This is a genomic window from Streptomyces sp. NPDC037126, from assembly GCF_055605965.1.
Map to the genome: position 1 here is coordinate 193,792 of NZ_JBVJTD010000015.1, position 19,268 is coordinate 213,059.

13 protein-coding genes are annotated in these 19,268 nt (G+C 70.1%); 6 read left to right on the top strand and 7 right to left on the bottom strand.

Annotated elements, in window-relative coordinates:
* Positions 1–166: 166 nt before the first annotated feature.
* The 3 genes from ACZ7FF_RS29525 to ACZ7FF_RS29535 all read right to left on the bottom strand — a co-directional run bounded on the left by ACZ7FF_RS29525 (position 167) and on the right by ACZ7FF_RS29535 (position 3,338).
* Positions 167–1,222, bottom strand: a complete 1,056-nt coding sequence (locus ACZ7FF_RS29525; protein ID WP_470815798.1) for an HTTM domain-containing protein — start codon at positions 1,220–1,222, stop codon at positions 167–169.
* Positions 1,223–1,301: 79 nt separating this feature from the next.
* Positions 1,302–1,898 (bottom strand): DUF5819 family protein, encoded by a 597-nt coding sequence (locus ACZ7FF_RS29530; RefSeq protein WP_360514094.1) that lies wholly within the window; start codon positions 1,896–1,898, stop codon positions 1,302–1,304.
* Positions 1,899–2,201: 303 nt separating this feature from the next.
* Positions 2,202–3,338: an ice-binding family protein gene (locus ACZ7FF_RS29535; RefSeq protein ID WP_470815904.1), complete on the bottom strand. Its 1,137-nt coding sequence runs from the start codon at positions 3,336–3,338 to the stop codon at positions 2,202–2,204.
* Positions 3,339–4,246: 908 nt separating this feature from the next.
* Here ACZ7FF_RS29535 and ACZ7FF_RS29540 point away from each other — a divergent pair.
* The 5 genes from ACZ7FF_RS29540 (at position 4,247) to ACZ7FF_RS29560 (ending at position 10,298) form a co-directional block, all read left to right on the top strand.
* Positions 4,247–5,707: a phytoene desaturase family protein gene (locus tag ACZ7FF_RS29540; RefSeq protein WP_470815800.1), complete on the top strand. Its 1,461-nt coding sequence runs from the start codon at positions 4,247–4,249 to the stop codon at positions 5,705–5,707.
* A gap of 1,238 nt (positions 5,708–6,945) precedes the next feature.
* The gene (locus ACZ7FF_RS29545) at positions 6,946–7,947 is read left to right on the top strand and encodes an acyl-CoA desaturase (protein WP_470815803.1); all 1,002 of its coding nucleotides are present in this window, start codon (positions 6,946–6,948) and stop codon (positions 7,945–7,947) included.
* A 33-nt stretch (positions 7,948–7,980) separates the two neighbouring features.
* A complete protein-coding gene (locus ACZ7FF_RS29550; protein WP_470815805.1) occupies positions 7,981–8,421 on the top strand; it encodes a DUF5994 family protein in 441 nt (146 codons plus the stop codon).
* Positions 8,422–8,775: 354 nt separating this feature from the next.
* The gene (locus ACZ7FF_RS29555; RefSeq protein ID WP_470815806.1) at positions 8,776–9,096 is read left to right on the top strand and encodes a hypothetical protein; all 321 of its coding nucleotides are present in this window, start codon (positions 8,776–8,778) and stop codon (positions 9,094–9,096) included.
* Between the two features lie 221 nt (positions 9,097–9,317).
* Positions 9,318–10,298 carry a slipin family protein gene (locus tag ACZ7FF_RS29560; protein ID WP_470815807.1) on the top strand — a complete coding sequence of 327 codons (981 nt, stop codon included), beginning with the start codon at positions 9,318–9,320 and terminating at the stop codon, positions 10,296–10,298.
* A gap of 75 nt (positions 10,299–10,373) precedes the next feature.
* On the opposite strand, the gene mgtA is transcribed toward ACZ7FF_RS29560, so the two are convergent.
* The 4 genes from mgtA to ACZ7FF_RS29580 are packed head-to-tail and all read right to left on the bottom strand — an operon-like array spanning position 10,374 to position 17,032.
* Positions 10,374–12,992, bottom strand: a complete 2,619-nt coding sequence (mgtA, locus tag ACZ7FF_RS29565) for a magnesium-translocating P-type ATPase (protein ID WP_470815809.1) — start codon at positions 12,990–12,992, stop codon at positions 10,374–10,376.
* Entirely contained in the window at positions 12,989–15,400 is a 2,412-nt protein-coding gene (locus ACZ7FF_RS29570) for a phosphoketolase family protein (protein WP_470815810.1), read from the bottom strand. Before ACZ7FF_RS29570 ends, mgtA begins: the two co-directional genes overlap by 4 nt.
* 26 nt (positions 15,401–15,426) lie before the next feature.
* Complete coding sequence (locus ACZ7FF_RS29575) at positions 15,427–16,152, bottom strand: GAF and ANTAR domain-containing protein (RefSeq protein ID WP_360532967.1); 726 nt, start codon at positions 16,150–16,152, stop codon at positions 15,427–15,429.
* Between the two features lie 31 nt (positions 16,153–16,183).
* Complete coding sequence (locus tag ACZ7FF_RS29580; RefSeq protein WP_366892790.1) at positions 16,184–17,032, bottom strand: GAF and ANTAR domain-containing protein; 849 nt, start codon at positions 17,030–17,032, stop codon at positions 16,184–16,186.
* Between the two features lie 1,562 nt (positions 17,033–18,594).
* On the opposite strand from ACZ7FF_RS29580, the gene ACZ7FF_RS29585 reads away from it, so the two are divergent.
* On the top strand, positions 18,595–18,972 hold the full coding sequence (locus tag ACZ7FF_RS29585; protein ID WP_360531557.1) for a hypothetical protein: 378 nt from the start codon (positions 18,595–18,597) through the stop codon (positions 18,970–18,972).
* The last annotated feature ends 296 nt before the right edge of the window (positions 18,973–19,268 follow it).

Sequence of the window (19,268 nt, forward strand, 5' to 3'; positions counted from 1 at the left end):
CGACAGCCGCCAAACCCGAGCGAAGCTGCGAGGCCGGTCAACACCTCCCACACAACGGGGGAACCTGACTAAGGCATCTGCTGACCTTGCGGGGGCTGAAAGCCGTGATGCACCGAGCGGCCGGCGAGTTGGATTTCCGGTCGTGCAGCGGCACCAAGTGTCGGCCTCAGCCGGTATGTCCTGACTGCGGAGGTACCAGTGCAGCCTCTGCGGGAGTCGGAGTCTGTGCCTTCCTGACGTCGGCCCACGGGACAACTCGCCGCGACAGCTGCCCCAAGGACCGGTAGAAGCGGTCCGGAAGGAACACGGCGTCCGCGACGATCATCGCGCCGGAGAAGAGCGGCAGGCCCAGGAACACCGCGATACCCACGTGCATGCCCAACAGCACCCCCAGGACGGGGTACTTGAGCCTGCCGAACAGGACGAACGGGAAGGCCACCTGCAACAGCACCGTCAGGTAGCAGGCGATGGCGATCAGTACGTCGTGTTCGTCCGCCATGGCGGAGAGCGCGGGCCAGGGCTGGAACAGGTCGAGATTCAGGGCGTAATGGAGGGCGGTGCCGTTGCCCCAGGAGGCACCCTGCACCTTGTACAGGCCCGCGGATCCGTAGAGGAAGCAGACTTGGGCGGCGATGACGAGCATGCCGCAGTTGTGCAGCACAGTGATCACTGTCAGGCGCGCCTCGCGGAGGTGGCGTCGCAGCTCGCCGGATGCCTGGTCCAGCGGAAGCCGGACTGCCTTGCCGGCGGATGCCCGGAGCCGGACCCTGCGCGCGTCGAGAGACCAGCGTCGCCCGCTTGCGGTGACAACGAGGTAGAGGGCCATGAGGAGGATGAGGTTGTCCCCTCCGTCCGTCATGAAGATCGCCCTGGCGTGGAACGACGTCACTACGACCGCGAAGAGCACGGACACCGCCCTGGTCCGCCAGCCCAGCATGAACAGTGCGGAGATGACGATGGCTGCCCCGTAGCAGACCTCGAAGTAGGCCCGGCTGTCGGACAGGGTGAGGATGCTGGCCCAGCCGGTCTGGTTGAAGAGCTGCTTGGCCAGTGCCGGCGTCCACGGTGAGCCGGGACCCCAGATCTCGTCGCGGTGGGGAAACTCGCGCAGCAGGAAGGCGAAGTAGAGGAACCCGTACCCGATGCGCAGAACCGCCGCAGCGTACAGGGAGATCGGCTGCTCCAGCAGGAGCGTGAGGAGCGCAGCGACACGGACCGGCATATGCTGAGGCGCCTGTGCGCCCGCCCGCTCCGGGCCGTGTCCGGACTCCGACGACGTGGTTGCCGGGGCCGATGTCTGCTCAGCCTGTTGCATGGCGGGCCGCCTTCCACCAGGGCAGGTAACGGGTGTCGGTGGGCCGTGGTGCGGCCGTGCCGGAACCGGGGCCGCCCGCTGCGGGCGGCGCGGCGATGGGCAGGGTGATCACCCGCAGTTGGATGGACTCGAATGCGCCGTGGCGATGTGCGGCGACGCGATCCGCTGCGATGTTGCGCAGGTATTGCTGGATCATCAGAGCGCGTTGTGAGTGCGGATGGTCGTCGCCACCGTGTGTTTCGAGGTAGGAAGTCCAGGCCCGGCGCAGCATGTTCTGTGCTGTGTGGCTCGGGAAGGGGTCGTGTTTCACCGCGGCTGTGTCGACGGCGGTCAGGTCGAACCAGCCGCTGACTACGGCGGTGCCGTCCGGGGCGGTGTGCATGGTCCTTGCCGAGATCTGCCGGTTGGCCGACTCCGGGTCCGGGGCGAAGAGCCGCCAGTTCTGCTCGAACAACGGGAAGACCCAGGCGTTGATCTGTCGGCTGTACTGCCGGGAGATGGGATTCGGCGGTGCCACCTGCAGGAAGACCAGGAGCACGTGGACCAGGGCCGCCGCCAGGCACAGGACCACGGCGACTTGCACTCCGGCCTTCAGGACGACGGGCGGCTCTGAAGACGCTGGGAACGCAGTCGGTCTCCCGCTCTCTCTCTGTACGGTCGGCCTGACGCCCGCCCGGTTCAATTCGTCAGCATCTGCTGACGCAATGCCACCCCGCACGGCCCTATCCGGTCCTTCCGTCCCGACTTCTCTCACCTGGTTCTCCTGAGCTTCCGTCTGCGGCGTGCGGCGGAATCGATGACGATCCGCGCCGCACGCCACCCGTCCTACCCGCGCACGTGGGTGGCTGCCTGCGAGCAGTCACCCCGTTGGAGTGGGTCGCGCATGCTAGGCAGGGTCACAGCCGTAGCTGTCGTCCTGGCCAGGCTTGTCGCCGTATTCGTTGTGTGCGGGTTTGCAGCCGTGGCCGTTCCCGCCTGTGGTGCCGCCCGTGGTGCCGGCGGTCGTGGTGCCGCCCGTGGTGCCGGCGGTCGTGGTGCCGCCCGTGGTGCCGGCGGTCGTGGTGCCGCCCGTGGTGCCGGCGGTCGTGGTGCCGCCTGTGGTGCCGCCCGTGGTGCCGGCGGTCGTCGTACCGGTGGTGCCGGTGGTGCCGGCGGTCGTGGTGCCGGTGGTGCCGGCAGTCGTCGTACCGGTGGTGCCGGTGGTGCCGGCGGTCGTGGTGCCGGTGGTGCCGGCGGTCGTCGTACCGGTGGTGCCGGTGGTGCCGGCGGTCGTGGTGCCGGTGGTGCCGGCGGTCGTCGTACCGGTGGTGCCGGTGGTGCCAGCGGTCGTGGTGCCACCCGTGGTGCCGGTCGCGCACTGCGGCCGGGTGATCGTGTTGGTGTCCAGCGTCACGGCACCGTTACGGGCCAGCGCCCGTCCCTCGATGGTCGCGCTCGTGGTGACAGTGATCGAGGTCATGGCCAGGATGTTGCCCACGAAGGCGGTGCTGGTGCCAAGAGTGGCCGAACTGCCGACCTTCCAGAACACATTGCACGGCGAGGCACCGTTGATGAGGGACACGCGACTGCTGGACGCCGTCGTCAGACCCGAACCGATCTGGAAGACCCAGACCGCGTTGGGGTCCCCCTGGGCATCCAGAGTGAGGGTGCCGGTGAGCCCGAGAGTGGAGGAGGCTGTGTAGACGCCTGGAACCAGCGTCAGGCCACCGGCGTCCGGGGGAAGTGCCCCGTCGGAGGGCTGCCCGGCAGCGTCGTTGTACGCCGTGATCAGGTCGGTCTGGGCGTCCTGAGCCACAGTGTCCGCAGAGTGCAGGGTCCCGTTCACCACGGCGGGCGGCCCGTATCCGCTGATGGACGTTCCCGGAGACACTCCGACATCCCCGGTGATCACCGAGGGGCCGGTGTTGGTGGTTGCCGAACCGGCCAGTACCGCGAAGCTGTCCGCCCGGCCCAGATCTACAAACGTGGCGAGAGCACTTGCCTGGGTCGGCGACACAGCGACTACGACAGCGGAGATCACCACGGCAAGTACCGCCGCGATCCATACCGACAAAGTGCGCCGCAGAGGCGCGACGGGGATATTGAGCGTCATCGAAGGGCCAGCTCCTGTGAGGGTGGATGGAGGCGTATTTGGCGGTTCTCGGTCACACGGAATCGCCTGTCTCTGCCGCTGGAATATTACGCAGACGCATGCCTCAACTTGCAACTCATGCGCGTGGTTTCGCCCAACCTGGCGAGCCGATCACAAATGCTCAGAGAATTTTTAATAGGCCGAATGGTCGTGCCTGCTTAGCCGAGACGGCCGACATGGTGGCGCCACTTCCCAGGTCAGCCCAGGCAGCAAAGAAATTCATGCATCCGCAGCCCCTCGGCCGATACCGCCCTCATCCGACCCCCGACACCTCACCGGCGTGTTGAGCAAATGAGCAGCTCCGCGATTCTCTCCGGAGGAGAGTCGTAACTGGCGGAGCGGAAGGAACGCCGCGAGAAGACCAGGAAGGCTTTGCATGAGACCAGGGAAGGGAACCGGCCTCTGCGCGTCACCGGAGCGGTACTTCCCCGCAATCCAGGTACCGCGAAGGGGACTTCACCACAGCCGCACCCGTCTTTCGGTGACGACCTGATCCGTTGACTAGGCCACCGGCAAGGATCGCCCTGACGCACCAAGGCCCTCGGCGCACGGAAGCACCGAGGAATAAGAGCACGGCAGACATCAGTGATCATTTGGAAGGGCAGCCCATCCACCGCCAGACTGTGGCGTATGAGATCCACGACGCCGCCCTGCGTGCTCGAACAAGGCCACGTCACGGTGCGCGACATGGTGACCCGTCAGCCCGGGCCCACCGATGGCCCGGACTGTCCCGTGTGCGGCGCCGTGTCTCGTCATGCGCTGTGCTCGGCGCCCGGCGTTCCGCCCACGGCGTCGGCGTCATGACGACCGCGGTCGTCGTCGGTGGCGGGCCCAACGGGCTCGCCGCTGCGGCCCTCCTCGCGCGGGATGGCCTGGACGTCACGCTGCTGGAGGCCGCCGACGAGGTCGGCGGCGGCACGCGCAGCCACGAGGCGATCCTGCCCGGCCTGCTGCACGACCACTGTTCGGCCATCCACCCCATGGCCGTCACTTCGCCCGCGCTCCGGGCCCTCGGCCTCGAACGCCACGGGCTGCGGTGGCGGCTGCCGGAGATCGACTGTGTGCACCCGCTGGACGACGGGACTGCCGGGGTCCTGCTGCGCTCCGTCACGGAGACCGCCGCTGGGCTCGGCCAGGACAGCCGCCGCTACCGGGCCCTGGTGGAGCCCTTGGTGCGGCGCTGGGACGCCCTCGCGCACGACGTGATGGGTCCGCTGCTGCGGATCCCGGTGCACCCGCTGCTGCTCGCCCGGTTCGGCCTCCCGGCCGTGCTGCCTCCCGCGGTCCTCGCGCGCCTCTTCCGGACCCCGCAGGCCCAGGCACTGTGGGCCGGGGTGGCGGCGCACGCGTTCCGGCCGTTCTGGGACCCGCTCGTCTCGGCGATCGGGCTCGGCATCCTCACCTCCGGCCACGCCGCCGGGTGGGCCGTCGCCGAGGGCGGCTCGCAGTCCATCGCCCGCAGCATGGCCGCGGCTCTCCTCGCGGCCGGCGGCACGATCGAGACCGGCGTGCGGATCACCGCCCGGCGGCAGATCCCGCCCGCTGACGTGACTCTGCTCGACCTCGACCCCGGCCAGGTCGCCGCCCTCTACGGCGACAGGCTGCCCGCCCGCGTGACGGGCGCGTACCGGCGCTTCCGCCGCGGCCCTGGCGCCTTCAAGGTGGACCTGGCCGTCGAGGGCGGCGTGCCTTGGAGGGACGAGCGGGCACGACGGGCCGGGACCGTGCACCTCGGCGGTCAGCTCGCCGAAGTGGCCCTGACGGAACGGGACGTGACGCAGGGCCGGATGCCCGAGCGGCCCTTCGTCCTGGTCGGCCAGCAGTACCTTGCCGACCCCTCCCGGTCGGTGGGCGACGTCCACCCCGTCTGGACGTACGCCCACGTCCCGCACGGTTACGACGGGGACGCCACGGAGGCGATCCTCCGGCAGCTCGAACGCTTCGCCCCCGGCGCACGCGAACGAATCGTGGGCCGACACGTCACCCGCCCCGCCGACTTCGCCGCGGCCAACCCCAACTTCACCGGCGGCGACATCCTCACCGGAGCGAAGACAGTCTCCCAGCTCCTCCTGGGCGCCCGCCCGGCGCTGGACCCCTACGCCACTGGCCTGCCCGGAGTGTTCCTGTGCTCAGCGGCCACCCCACCCGGCCCTGGGGTGCACGGCATGTGCGGCGCCGGGGCGGCGGCATCAGCACTGCGCCACCTGGGGGGCCGCCCGACCTGGCAGGCTCAGGAGCGCTCCCAGGACTCGCGCACGTAGAGGCGCTCCTCGCTCGTGCAGCCCAGGCCATTGGAGCCCTGCTCGGACCCCAGGTTCCAGCCCACGGCGCCGTTGACCTTGCGGACGAGCTCGATCAGACGGTTGCTCTCCGTCCACGTGCGGTAGGTGACCCGGCCCGCGACGAGCTATGCCCCCGCCCTCCCAACGAACTGAACATCTGCCGCTCGACCTCACAAGGTGAGCCGTCATCTGATGCCGGCCCACCCGGATAGCCCGTGGCCGACCCGGTCCACTCCAGCCCGAGGCCGGCCAGTTACCCGAGCATGTCCACCGTGACCCTCCCACACCGCGCGTATTCGTCAGGAGCACTCCCAGTGATACCTCGGGGCCGCCGCAGGCTCCGTCGGGCTCTCACCGCAGACCTGTCAGGACGCCACGGACAGATCTCGGCCGGACCGCCCTGCAACCCGCCACCTCCGAGAGCCCTCGCAACGTGACCGGCAGGCGCCGAGGTTCGGGAGCCTCTTGCAGCCGCTTGTACCTGCGGAGTTGGGTTCACGGTCGGATCGCCGGCGGGGGGACCGTTTGTGACCTCCGCGAAGGTGTCCTGGGATTTCGCGCGAAAGTGTCCGGCCCCTCCCCAAAGACGGGTTCCACCACAGCCACAGGCCAGAGTGCGTTCTGGGCAGCCGCTTTCGCACAAGACGCCGAGTAGGACTCCGTCAGGTCTGTCTCGGCCCTGGTGCCGTATATGTCCAGCTGGGCAGGGGCTGTTGGCAGGTGGTGCAGATACCCGCGCCCGCCGATCTCACCGACCAGGGCGACCTGTTGTCATCCCGTCATCGGGCATCGGCCGGTGGTTTCGGCGGCCGCCACACCACGAAGATGCGCCGGAGCTGCTGTCCCGAGCGGCAGGAGTACGCTGACAACGTCGAGGGCACGTCGTACGCCGGTGTCCGGACCGGTCTCGTCCTCGTCGCGGCCCCAGGAGCGGGCGCGCGACTGCACCTCACCATGGATGACTCGCGCGCCGTCGGTCCGCCCGGCCTTTGGCTCGACTCCACCGGGCGCCCGCCGATGGCACCCACCAGGGCGAGACCGCCTGACGGCCCGCCGCCCACTCTCCACGTCCTAGTCAGTCCAAGCCCACGTAGCTCCTGTATCCACCGTCCGCGCGACTCGCATCCGCTCTCTGCGATGCCGTTACGCACCCACCGTCCAAGAGGCGCAGCCCAAGACCCCGGCCGCACCGTCGTCACTGAGGTCAAGGACCGCGCATGTCTCTCCCTATCCTCCGCTCCCCGTCCGGCGTCCCGCCGGAAGGCGTCCCGCCGTCCCCGGAGTACGACGGAAGGGCACCCTTCCCGCGCGAGCGAACGGCTGCCGAGCGCACGGGCAGCGAGCGGCTGTACCTGGCGATCACGGCGTTGATCGTCTTCCTCCCGTTCCTGGCACTCGGTCTGGCCGTCTGGCTGCTGTGGGGGCGCCTGATCCATCCCGTCGATGTCCTGCTCGCGGCGGTGCTCTACACCGTCACGGGCCTCGGCGTCACGGTCGGCTTCCACCGTGGTCTGACCCACGGCAGCTACCGGGCCGTACGGCCGCTGCGCACCGCGCTCGCGGTGGCCGGGTCCATGAGCTTCCAGGGGGACGTGATCGGCTGGGTCGCCATCCATCGCCGCCATCACGCCTTCACCGACCGGCCAGGCGATCCTCACTCTCCGTATCGCTACGGCACGTCTGTCTGCGGCCAGTTGCGGGGACTGGTGGATGCCCACGTCGGCTGGTTGTTCCGCAACGACCCCACGTCCGCGACGCGTTATGCTCCCGATCTGCTGGCCGACCGTGACATCCGGGCCGTGTCCAGGGCCTTCCCGGCCCTGTGTGTGCTCACCCTCGCCCTGCCCTTCGCCGTGGGGTGGCTGATCGGCGGCAGTTGGGTGTCCGCCCTGACCGCCCTTCTGTGGGCGGGACTTGTCCGCATCGCCCTGCTCCACCACGTCACGTGGAGCGTGAACTCCCTCTGCCATGTGATCGGTCAGCGCCCGTTCCATACCCGTCGCCACGACCGCGCCACCAACCTGTGGCCCCTGGCCCTGCTCTCGTTCGGCGAGAGCTGGCACAACCTGCACCACGCCGACCCCACCTGCGCCCGGCACGGCGTCGACCGCGGCCAGCTCGACCCGTCCGCCGCCGTGATCCGCCTCTTCGAACGCCTCGGCTGGGCCAGGGACGTGCGCTGGCCCACCCCGGACCGTATCGCCGCCCGCCGCGCATGAACCCGAGCGACCGCATCCCCTTCAGGAGTTCCCATGACACATGCCCCACCGCCCCGACTCTCATCGCCGTCCGCCGCCGTCCGCCTGCGCCTGGTGTCCCAGCCGGCACAGGGCCACGTGGCCCAGCGCATCGACGGCGCCTGGTGGCCCCGCTCGCCCGATCTGGCGACCGAACTGCCCAGGCTGCTGGCCGGACTGCCGCACGCCTGGGGACAGGTCACCAGCGTCCTCGTGGACGAGGCCGTATGGTCCCCGTTCCCGAACCGGCTGCTCGTCGCCAACCAGGTCGTACGCCTGCGCCGGACGACCACCCAGCACTCCCCGTCCACCGTCTGCCTGCTGGCGCCCGGCCGCGGCCGGTGGGACCTGATGGTGGTGCCGCCCGCCGCCACGGACGCGGAGGCCGGGCGGCTCATGGAGAGTGTGGCCACCGTTGTGAAGGACAGCGTGGGCTTGGGAGTCGCAGTCCGTTGACGGTGGCCGTCGGACCACCCCGGGTCGGCACTCCGGGTGCGGGCCTGGGGATGTTGTCACCGGACCCGGCTGGGAGGCTCCACGTGCCCGGTCCTGGACCGGCCGCGCTGTCCGACGGGGAGTCCGCTCGGACCGTCGACGGAGTACGCTGGTGTTACCGAGGGTATTTCGTGCACCGGCTTCCATGTCGTTGTCACTTTCGGCGATTTGATCACGCCGGGCCGGTTCCGGTCGGCCCGGGGCAGGGTTCGCGTCATGACTGCGACCGTTTCCCCCACGCCGATCCCCGGAAGTACGCCCTGCTCTACGTCACTCCGGATCTCTTGCGCTCCTACCGGTTCCTCGCCGACGGCCGTGCTCGATCCGCTGTCGGGGCTGTTCACCGGGGGCCTGACGAACCGCGCGAACTGGTCGGCCGCGCCGGGTGCGGGGCCCTTCGGTGGGCAGGTGCAGCCGACGCCCGTCTCGGCCCTCTGGCTGATGGCCGCCGGCCGAGGCTGTCTGCGCACCTCGCACGTGCACCGGCTGATGGTGGACGCGGCGCGCCTGCGCACGATGTCGGAGACCGACTCGGCCGTTCAGGCGGCCTGGGACTCCGAAGAAGACCACGAAGTCCGCTATCCGGCTGCACGCCCGCAGATCCCGGCCGTTTCCGCTCCGCCGACGGCGAGGTGAGGGCCGTGCGCACTCCAGCGGCCACCGGGGCCACAGTCGGCGGAGCCCGGACCGGCGTACCGCAGAGTGCTCCCGGCTGAGCCGGGCCGACACGCCAGAGCCTCAAAAGCAGCCCGAGACCCCGGCCGCACCGCAGACGACAGGCCGGGGTCCTCCCGCGCCGTGTGCTCCCCGGACCGCTCGGGTCCGGGACCGTCATCGACGTAAGGAAAGTGAGAACCATGGGTGTTCTGATCACCGTGCTGGCGGTGTGCGCCGTGGCGGGGCTGGTCCTGCTCGCCCTGAGCGTGCGCAACGTCCAGCAGTACGAGAAGGGCGTGGTGTTCCGTTTCGGGCGGCTGCTGCCGGCCATCCGAGGGCCGGGCCTGCGGGTCATCCGGCCGATCGGGGACCGGATGCGGAAGGTGTCCGTCCAGACCGAGGTCCTCGGCATCCCGCCGCAAGGATCCATCACCGCCGACAACGTGACGCTCACCGTCGACGCGGTCGTCTACTTCAAGGTCATCGACCCCGTCAAGGCCCTGGTGAACGTGCGCAACTATCCTGCCGCCGTCTCCCAGATCGCGCAGACGTCGCTCCGCTCGGTCATCGGAAGGGCCGACCTGGACACGCTGCTCTCCGACCGCGACCACATCAACGCGGAACTCAAGAAGGTGATGGACGCCCCCACCGAGGAGCCCTGGGGACTGCGCATCGAACGCGTCGAGATCAAGGACATAGCCCTTCCGGAGTCGATGATGCGCTCGATGTCGAAGCAGGCCGAGGCCGAGCGGGAACGCCGCGCGCGGGTCATCGCGGCCGACGGAGAGTTCCAGGCGTCCCAGCGGCTGACCGACGCCGCCGCGACGATGGCCGACACCCCCGGAGCACTCCAACTGCGGCTGCTGCAGACCGTGGTGGACGTCTCTGCCGAGAAGAACAGCACCCTCGTGATGCCGTTCCCCGTGGAGATGCTCCGCTTCTTCGACCACCAGAGCAGGGAAACCGACGGCGAGTCCGCCGGACGGCTCGTGCACCGGACCGCCAGGCGCCCCGCGCTGTCCACCAGTGCCGTGATCCCCGAGCCCGCCACCGCCACACCGGCCCTCACACCGTCGGTCTCCCTGCCCGGAGAGCGGGCCGGCAGCCGCGCGGAGGTGGCTCGGGAGCGGCGGGACAACTGGCCGACGTGCCGGGACGCCGAGGAATCCCTGAGCGGTTGACCGTTCCCGGCCGCCCGGGGTGACGTGATCGTCTCGGTGCAAGGTGGTGTAGCTGCTGGCCCCGGTGACAGCGTGTCACCGGGGTCGCAGCGGTCCGGGGTGGCTGAAGCGGCCGGCCCGCCGTTGGATGCGATGCCGGAGGGTGCGGTGGCGGACCGGTGGAAGCGCGGCCCGCGCGTCGGCCCGGGTGTAGAAGACATGCTTGGCGCCCTCGATCAGTACCAGGTAGACCACGACCATCAGGGCCAGAGCGAGGACGAGTCCGAGCGGCAGGGACCGGAAGCCGAGTGGTCCCGCGAGCGGGGACATCGGCAGCGCGACACCGACGGCGACGACACCCAGGGCGCTGACCAGCAGGGGGCGGCTGGGCCGGCTGCGGTAGAACGGCACCCGGCGCGTGCGGATGGCGAAGACGACCAGTGCCTGCGTGGCGAGGGATTCCACGAACCAACCGGAGCGGAACAGGTCGGCGCCGGCGTGAAAGACTTCGATCATGACCGCGAAGGTGAGGAAGTCGAAGAGGGAGCTGACGGGCCCGAAGAAGAGCATGAAGCGACGGATGAAGGCGATGTCCCAGTGCGAGGGCGCCCGCAGCTGCTCCGGGTCGACGTGGTCGGTGGGGATGGTCAACTGCCCTGCGTCGTAAAGGAGGTTGTTGAGCAGGATCTGCGAGGGCAGCATCGGCAGGAACGGCAGCACCAGAGAGGCTCCGGCCGCGCTGAACATGTTGCCGAAGTTGCTGGAGGTGCCCATCAGGACGTACTTGATGGTGTTGGCGAAGATCCGGCGGCCCTCGGTGACGCCGTCGGCGAGGACGCCGAGGTCCTTCTCCAGGAGGAGGACGTCGGCCGCGTCCTTGGCCACGTCGGTCGCGGTGTCCACGGACAGTCCCACGTCGGCGGCGTGCAGGGCCAGCGCGTCGTTCACGCCGTCGCCCAGGAACCCGATGTCCCGGCCTCGGCGCCGCAGCGCCCGTACGACTCGGGCCTTGTCCTGGGGCGAGACGCGGGCGAAGACGGTGGTGGTCTCGGCCGCACGGGTCAGCTCCTCGTCGTCCAGCTGACCGATGTCCTGGCCGGTGAGGGCGCGGCCGGGCGGCAGGCCGAGGTCGGCGCAGACCTTCTGGGCGACGAGCGCGTTGTCGCCGGTACAGATCTTGACGGTGATGCCGAGGTCGGCGAGGCGGCGCAGTGAGGCGGCGGCGCCGGTCTTGGGCGGATCGAGGAAGACCAGGAAGCCGGCCAGACGCAGCCGGTACTCGTCGGCGGCGGTGAGGGACGTCTGCCCGTCCGTGTCCCGGGTGGCCACGGCGACCACCCGGCTGCCCGCCGCGAAGTGCTCTTGGAGCACTGCCGCGGCCGCCTCCGGTACGTCACCGCAGCGGGCCAGGACCGCCTCGGGCGCGCCCTTGGCGACGAGCAGGCGGCTGCCGTCCGGACGCTCGACGAGGGCGGAGCCCAGCTGCCGATCGTGGTCGAAGGGTAGCAGCGCGAGCCGGTGGTGTCCGGCCGGGGGTGTGTCCGTGGCCTGCCACAGCGCGACGTCCAGCGCGTTCCCGCCCACCTGGTCGAGGTCGCCCTCGGTGGCCAGCAGGCCCAGCTTCAGCACCGTGTCGGAGGGTGTGCCGGCCGGGTCGAGGGCCGCCTCGAAACGGATGCGGCCCTCGGTGAGCGTGCCGGTCTTGTCGGTGACCAGGACGTCCATGTCGCCCAGGTCCTCGATGCACACCAGCCGTTTGACGAGGACCTTGCGCCGCGCCAGCTGTCGTGAGCCGGTGGCCAGGCTCGTGCTCACCACGGCGGGCAGCAGCTGCGGGGTGATGCCCACCGCGATGGCCAGCGAGAAGAGCAGAGCGTCGAGCAGCGGGCGGTGGAGCAGGAGGTTGATGACGAAGATCCCGGTGGTGAGGGCGGCGGCGACTTTGAGGAGCAGCATGGAGAAGCGGCGCAGCCCCGCCTGGAAGTCGGTCTCCGGCTGCCGTTCTCCCAGCCCCAGCGCGATCCGCCCGAACTCGGCACGGCCCCCGGTGGCTCCGACCACTGCGGTGGCGCTGCCCCCGTGCACCACGGTCCCCATCAGCGCGCAGGAGGTCAGCTCGGCCAGTGCCGCCCCCGCGGCGACCGGCTCCGGGTCCTTGTCGGCGGGGGCGGACTCCCCGGTGAGGACGCTCTCGTCGCAGGCGAACGCGGTGCATTCCAGCAGGCGCAGGTCCGCGGGCACCACCTGCCCCAGGGTCAGACGTACGACATCGCCCGGCACCAGCTCGGTCACGTCGACCTCGCCGGCCGCGCCGTCCCGGACCACGACGGCCGTGTGCCGCACCCGCGAGTGCAGGGCCTGTGCCGCCTTCTCCGCCCGGTACTCGTTGAGGAATCCCAGTGTCACGCTCAGCACCAGAATCCCCCCGATGATGATCGCGCCGGTCCGCTCGCCGAAGAAGTACGAGACCCCGGCTGTCACCGCCAGCAGGATCAGCAGGGCGCTGCGCAGCTGCCGCCCGAGGACCGCCAGGACGCGGACGTGGTGCGTGCGTACGGCGTTCGGCCCGAAGGCCGCCAGCCGCTCGGCCGCCTCGCCCCCCGACAGGCCGTCGGGGCTGCTCGCGAGCGCGGCCAGCACGGCCTTCGCGTCCTGGGCGGCGGCGTCCCCCACCCGCAGCTCTGCCGTACGGGTGGTCACTGACTCCGTGGTCACTGACTCCAGGTCCATTCGGCGACCTCGGGCAGGTCCGCCCCATGGGCGCGGATCCAGTCGTGATGGCGGTAGCGGACGTCGGCCATCCGCTGCCGCAGCGCCGCCGCGCGGACCGCGAGACCGGGCACCCGGTCGATGACGTCCATGACCAGCCGGTACAGGTCGAGGTCGTTGCGTACGACCATGTCGAACGGGGTCGTGGTGGTGCCCTCCTCCTTGTAGCCGCGTACGTGCAGGTGCGGGTGGTTGGCGCGGCGATAGGCGAGCCGGTGGATGAGCCACGGATAGCCGTGGTAGGCGAAGAGGACGGGTTTGTCGGGGGTGAACAGCGCGTCGTACTCGCTGTCGGGCATGCCGTGCGGGTGTTCCTCCGCGGGCAGCAGCCGGGCGATGTCGACGACGTTGACCACCCGTACCGCGAGCTCGGGCAGGTGGTGACGGAGCAGCGAGGCCGCGGCGAGTACTTCGAGGGTGGGTACGTCGCCCGCGCAGGCGAGCACCACGTCGGGCTCGCCGGGCTCGGACTCGGTGCCGGCCCAGGCCCAGATGCCGGCGCCGCGGGCGCAGTGCGCGCGGGCGGCGTCGAGGTCGAGCCAGTCGAAGCAGGGCTGCTTGCCCGCGACGACGACGTTGACGTAGTCGCGGCTGCGCAGCACGTGATCCGCCACGCACAGCAGGGTGTTGGCGTCCGGCGGATAGTAGACCCGCACGACCTCCGGCGACTTGTTCAGTACGTGGTCGACGAAACCGGGGTCCTGATGCGAGAAGCCGTTGTTGTCCTGGCGCCACACGTGCGAGGTCAGCAGGTAGTTGAGGGAGGCGATCGGGCGGCGCCAGGGGAGTCGGCGGGCGACGCGCAGCCACTTGATGTGCTGGTTCGCCATGGAGTCGACGATGTGGACGAAAGCCTCGTAACAGGAGAACAGGCCATGCCGGCCGGTGAGGAGATAGCCCTCCAGCCAGCCCTGACAGGTGTGTTCGGAGAGGATCTCCACCACCCGGCCGCCGCGCTCCAGGTGCTCGTCCGTCGGCAGTACCTGGGCCTCCCACGCCTTGCCGCTCGCCTCGTAGACGGCCTGCAGGCGGTTGGAGGCCGTCTCGTCCGGCCCGACCAGCCGGAAGTCGCGCCGCTCGCCCGTGTCGGCCATCACCTGCGCCAGCAGGTCGCCGAGGACGCGGGTCGGCTCATGCGCTGTCGTGCCGGGCTTGTCGACCGGGACGGCGAACCGCTCCAGGGGCGGCACGGGCAGGTCGTGCAGAAGCAGGCCGCCGTTGGTGTGCGGGCTGGCGCCCAGGCGGTGCGCACCGTCGGGGACACAGGCGAGGACCTGTTCCCGGGGGCGTCCGTGCTCGTCGAAGAGTTCATCGGGCCGGTACGAGCGGAGCCATCGCTCCAACTGCCGCAGATGGTCCGGGTTCTCGCGTACGGCCGGCAGCGGCACCTGGTGCGCTCGCCAGGTGCCCTCCACCGGGAGGCCGTCGACCTCGGCCGGCCCGGTCCAGCCCTTGGGCGTGCGCAGCACGATCACCGGCCAGCGTGGGCGTTCGGTGATGACGGAACCGGTGCGGGCGGCGTGCTGGAAGGCGGCGACACGGTCCAGGGCCTCGTCCATGGCACGAGCCATCGTCTGGTGGACGGCGCGGGGATCGTCCCCGGTCACGTGGAGGGGCTCGTGGCCGTATCCCCTGAGCAGGGAGTCGAGTTCGGGCTCCGGTATCCGGGCCAGGACCGTCGGGTTGGCGATCTTGTAGCCGTTGAGGTGCAGGATCGGCAGGACGGCACCGTCCCGTACCGGGTCGAGGAACTTGTTCGAGTGCCAGGAGGCGGCCAGCGGGCCCGTCTCGGCCTCACCGTCGCCGATCACGCAGGCCACCAGGAGCCCCGGGTTGTCGAACGCGGCCCCGTAGGCGTGCGAGAGGGAGTAGCCCAGCTCGCCGCCCTCGTGGATCGATCCGGGGGTCTCGGGTGCGACATGACTGGGGATGCCGCCCGGGAAGGAGAACTGCCGGAAGAGGCGCGTCATGCCGGCCGCGTCCCGCGTGATGTCCGGGTACGTCTCGGTGTAGCTGCCCTCCAGCCAGGAGTTCGCCACCACGGCCGGCCCGCCGTGACCGGGCCCCCAGACACAGATCGCGTCCAAGCGCCTGGCTTTCACGACCCTGTTGAGGTGGGTGTGGACCAGGTTCAGGCCCGGTGAGGTGCCCCAGTGCCCCAGCAGTCGCGGCTTGACGTGCTCAGGCGCCAACGGCTCGGTCAGCAGAGGGTTGGCCATGAGGTAGATCTGCCCGACGGCCAGATAGTTCGCCGCCCGCCAATGGGCATCCAGAGCGCTCAGCTCCTCCTCGTCGAGGGGGTCGGGGGTGTCCGGAGTGTCGAGAGAGGTCTCGGTAGTGGGGCCGAGCGGCATGACGAACCCTTCTCGCAGGAGGCTGATCAGGAACTTCCGGGACTGAGACCGGGGAGGTGCTCGGTTTCGTCGATGAAGGCGCGGGCGACGTCCGCCAGGCGGCGGTTGTGGGCGCGGGCGTAGGCGCGCAGCGTCGTGAAGGCCCGCTCCATGTCCGTGTGGCGGCGTTCGGCGAGCTTTCCCTTGGCCTGTTCGATCAGGACGCGGCTGTTGAGAGCGGTCTGCAGCTGTTCGTTGAGGAGGGTGCTGCGCTCGGTGGTGCGTTGTTGCAGCAGGCTGATGGTGGCGACGTCGGCGAGGGCCTGTGCGAAGGGGGTGGCGGCGGGGCTGATGGGCGCCGGGGTGGTGTGGAAGAGGTTGAGGGCGCCGACGACCTCGTCGCGCAGGCGCATGGGCAGCGCCTGGACGGCGGTGAAGCCGATGCGCTGGGCCTGGGCGGTGAACAGGGGCCAGCGCGCGGCTTCGTCGCGCAGGTCGGGAACGGAGACGGTGATCCCGGTGTGGAAGCAGTCCAGGCAGGGGCCTTCGTGGTTCTGGAGCTGGAAGAGTTCGAGGAGGCGCACGCGTTCGTCGGAGGCGGCCATGACACGCAGCACGCCGTCACGGTCGGCGAGCAGGACGCCCGCCGCACCCGCGTCGAGCAGATCGACGCAGCGGTCGGTGAGCAGGCGCAGGAAGTCCATGAGGTCGAAGTCGGCGACGAGACTGTCCGCCAGCTCCACGAACGTCCGGGCCATCAGCTGTTCCTTCATCGTGCACACCTCTGTTTGCGGGGCGTGAGCATCAGTGCTCCTCGTCGGGCGGTCGCGCATCCGGCGGTTGCGTATCGGAGGGACGCGCATCCGGCGGTCTCACGTCGGACGGTGTGGTCTCCAGGGGGAAGCGGAGCCGGTGGGCGACCACGTCGGCGGCGACCACCGAGATCCGTATCCCCCGGGCGTACGCGTGGGCGCGCAGCCGGATGAACGCTTCCTCGACGCCGACGCCGAGCTGGACCATGAGGACGCCGGTGGCCTGGTCGATCTCGGCCCGGTAACCGCCCAGGTCATCGAAGGGCGCGGGGTCCGGCCGGTCCGTGCCGGCCACGTCGGTGCCGGACGCGCCGGTTTCGGACGGGACACCCGCCTCACCGATCCCGGCGTCGAGCAGAAGCAACGTGGCAGTGTCGGCGAAGGCCATCGCGTCGGCCACCTCGTCCGCGTCCAGCTCGACCGAGCTGCTGGAGTACAGGTCGAGTACGCCGGGGCTGATGGCACCGATCTGCAGGGGGAAGGCGAAGACCGCCCTGGCTCCGGCTTCCAGGGCCGCGTCGGCGAACACCGTCCAATGCCGTTGCAGTTCACCGGCCAACAAGTCGGTGCACAGGACCGAGGAGCCGAGGACAAAGGCATCCACGCACGGCCCCTCGCCCAGTGTGAGCTGGAGTTCTTCCAGCTGCTGACTGACGGAGTCGGTGCTGTACAGCGGATGACTCGCCCGCCCGCGGGACATCGCGGACACCCCGGCCCCGCCGACCGGCAGCGCCGCCACCGCCGCCGTACACACGTCGAGGAGGCCGACCCGGGCGCCGCGCAGGGCCGCCTGCTCGGCCACGAGAACCCGGATCCGCGCCGACCGGCTGCCGGGGATCACGGTGACCACCGGATCAAAGGGGGAACTGGCGCCAAGAACACGGCACCGTCGGCCGGCCCGCGGACGTTTCCGACGTCCTTCCTGCGCCAGGAGCGGAGAGAGGCCACGCTCGGCTCGTCGGCCCGGTCCGCCAAGGCGACACCGAGTGATGCCTGGCGCTCGGAGAGGAGCGGGTCCTGCAACCGTCGGGCCACATCCCGGTGCCGCTCGTGCCGGTGAACCAGGAGCCCGGCGAAGCCGGCGCCGGTGATCCGGCCGACGGCGGGCGGGCGCACTCCGTCGAATCCCGGCCACCCGAAGCCGTCATCGCCTACGACACGGGGGGCTGGGACCGCGTGGGGGAGCCGCCGGTGCCGCCGCCCTGGGGAAGATCCGAACCCGCAGCCCTCCAGGGCCGCGGTCTCCGCGATCACCACGGCGAATCCGGGCTGCTGTACGGCGACGGCGAGACGTCCTGGACGGACTTCCGGGCTCGGCTCGAGAGCATCTTTGTCGAACGCCGCTGCGCGGGACCCCGCGACGGACCCGCGAGATCCCCGCGGGAACAGACGGCCTGCCAGCGGGCTGGACCGGCTCGGGCACATCGCTTCTACGGCGGGCTGCTCGCAACCGCCTCCGCTCCACGGCTGACCGCGGGCTGAAGAGGTGATCATGGCGCCCCCGCCCGCTGGAGGGGACGAGAGCGGCGCGAGCGGTCGCGAGCCCTCCGGCGGATGGACAGCCGCGGAATAAGGCATGACACCTCTGTTCCAGCCGTTCAAGTGTTCTCGGGACCGCTACCGGGCAACGGACGCGAGGCGCCGGGCTTCGTACCTGGCGAGGTGCGACCGAGGTCGGGGCATACGAACACATGAGTGGGTCACCAGGTCGGAGTTCCGCGCTCCGAGGCTCGGTGCCCGACAGGGATCTCCTCGAAGATGCGACGGGTCCGGACGAGAATCCGCTCCCGTGGCATCGCGGTCAGCAGGCCGTGCGTCCACCGGGGGCCTGGGCATCCGCTCACCAGCATAGTCCCCGGCCCTTCGCCGCGGTGGGTCCGAACAGGCCGGAATCTGGCAACCGGGCGGCTGCGGAAAGGCATCGGAGAAATCCGGGGCGAGCCGAATGTGAGGGAGCAGGTAGACCAGCAGCGGGAAGTCGACGAGCAGGGCGATGGCCAGGCCCGCGAAGAACAGCAGTGCCCCGTCCCGCCCCACCCGCGATCCTGACCTTGTCGGCGGTCCAGCAGACCGCACTGATCGCGAACACGGATCTGCCCATCGCGACCAGCCCGACCACGCCGAGACCGACCAGCACACCGGCATCCTTGAGCTTGAGCTGGGTCGGGTTTCCCGGTCCTCCTCCTTCTGCCACACCGCGCGCAGACACCCGCGCAGTGCGCCGACCTGCCGATCACGAGCAGCAGCGCGCCCGCGATGAGTCCGACGCGTCCGGCATGCGCGACGAGGCCATTCACGTTCAGCAGGTCGGAAAGGCCCGGTGCCTGGGCCCCAGGCGCCTTCCCACACCGTGCACTGCGCCACGATTGGCAGGACGATGGCATCAGGCTCGATCAGGTCGCCGTGGAGTTCGCCCCCGACAGCACATCGGAGACCGGACTCGGCGGGGGCTACGACGTACCGTCGTTCGAGTTCGCCGCCCGGTTCGGCCTGCGCCAACTACCCGGCACCGTGGATCTCGTGTGCTTGGACGGCCGACGCGCCTCCGCAGTTTTCCGCGCAGACAAGCCCTGGCGCGGCCACCTGCTCTACATGCGCCGCGATCTCGTTGAGCGTTTCGCCGGTGATCGCCGCATCATGCAGGTGGCCTGGGGCGAGCGCGAGGTGGCCGTCGACTGGCATTCTCCTCCTTCATGGGTACGCGCGGCGCAGCGCAGCCACGCGAACGTGTGGCGTCATATTCGGATACTCACGGCAGTTCAGTGCAGTACCGAGAATTAAGGGGTCGTAGGCGGCCAGGGGCCGACTTCTAGTGCCGGTAAGACGGGTCACAGGCTGTCCTCATTGCCGGTCACGAGTGGGCGGAGACGCATCTCGGCGTCAGCCTGCTCCGGCCAGGTTGGGCGCAGGTTCGGACGAAACCATCCGGCTGCGGTCGGGTCATGCCATTGCGCTGAGATCGATGGGACGGTTGTGCAGTGCCGTCCCGAACGGGGGTCTGACTCTTGAGATCTTTGACCGAACTGTCCAGTCACGGACTTGTCGACTGTCGTTGCGGGATGGTTTCTGCTGTCACC

Coding starts and splice junctions, on each gene's coding strand:
- ACZ7FF_RS29525 (WP_470815798.1), bottom strand. CDS start 1,222: ATGCCGGTCCGTGTCGCTGCGCTCCTCACGCTCCTGCTGGAGCAGCCG.
- ACZ7FF_RS29540 (WP_470815800.1), top strand. CDS start 4,247: ATGACGACCGCGGTCGTCGTCGGTGGCGGGCCCAACGGGCTCGCCGCT.
- ACZ7FF_RS29545 (WP_470815803.1), top strand. CDS start 6,946: ATGTCTCTCCCTATCCTCCGCTCCCCGTCCGGCGTCCCGCCGGAAGGC.
- ACZ7FF_RS29550 (WP_470815805.1), top strand. CDS start 7,981: ATGACACATGCCCCACCGCCCCGACTCTCATCGCCGTCCGCCGCCGTC.
- ACZ7FF_RS29560 (WP_470815807.1), top strand. CDS start 9,318: ATGGGTGTTCTGATCACCGTGCTGGCGGTGTGCGCCGTGGCGGGGCTG.
- ACZ7FF_RS29570 (WP_470815810.1), bottom strand. CDS start 15,400: ATGCCGCTCGGCCCCACTACCGAGACCTCTCTCGACACTCCGGACACC.
- ACZ7FF_RS29575 (WP_360532967.1), bottom strand. CDS start 16,152: ATGAAGGAACAGCTGATGGCCCGGACGTTCGTGGAGCTGGCGGACAGT.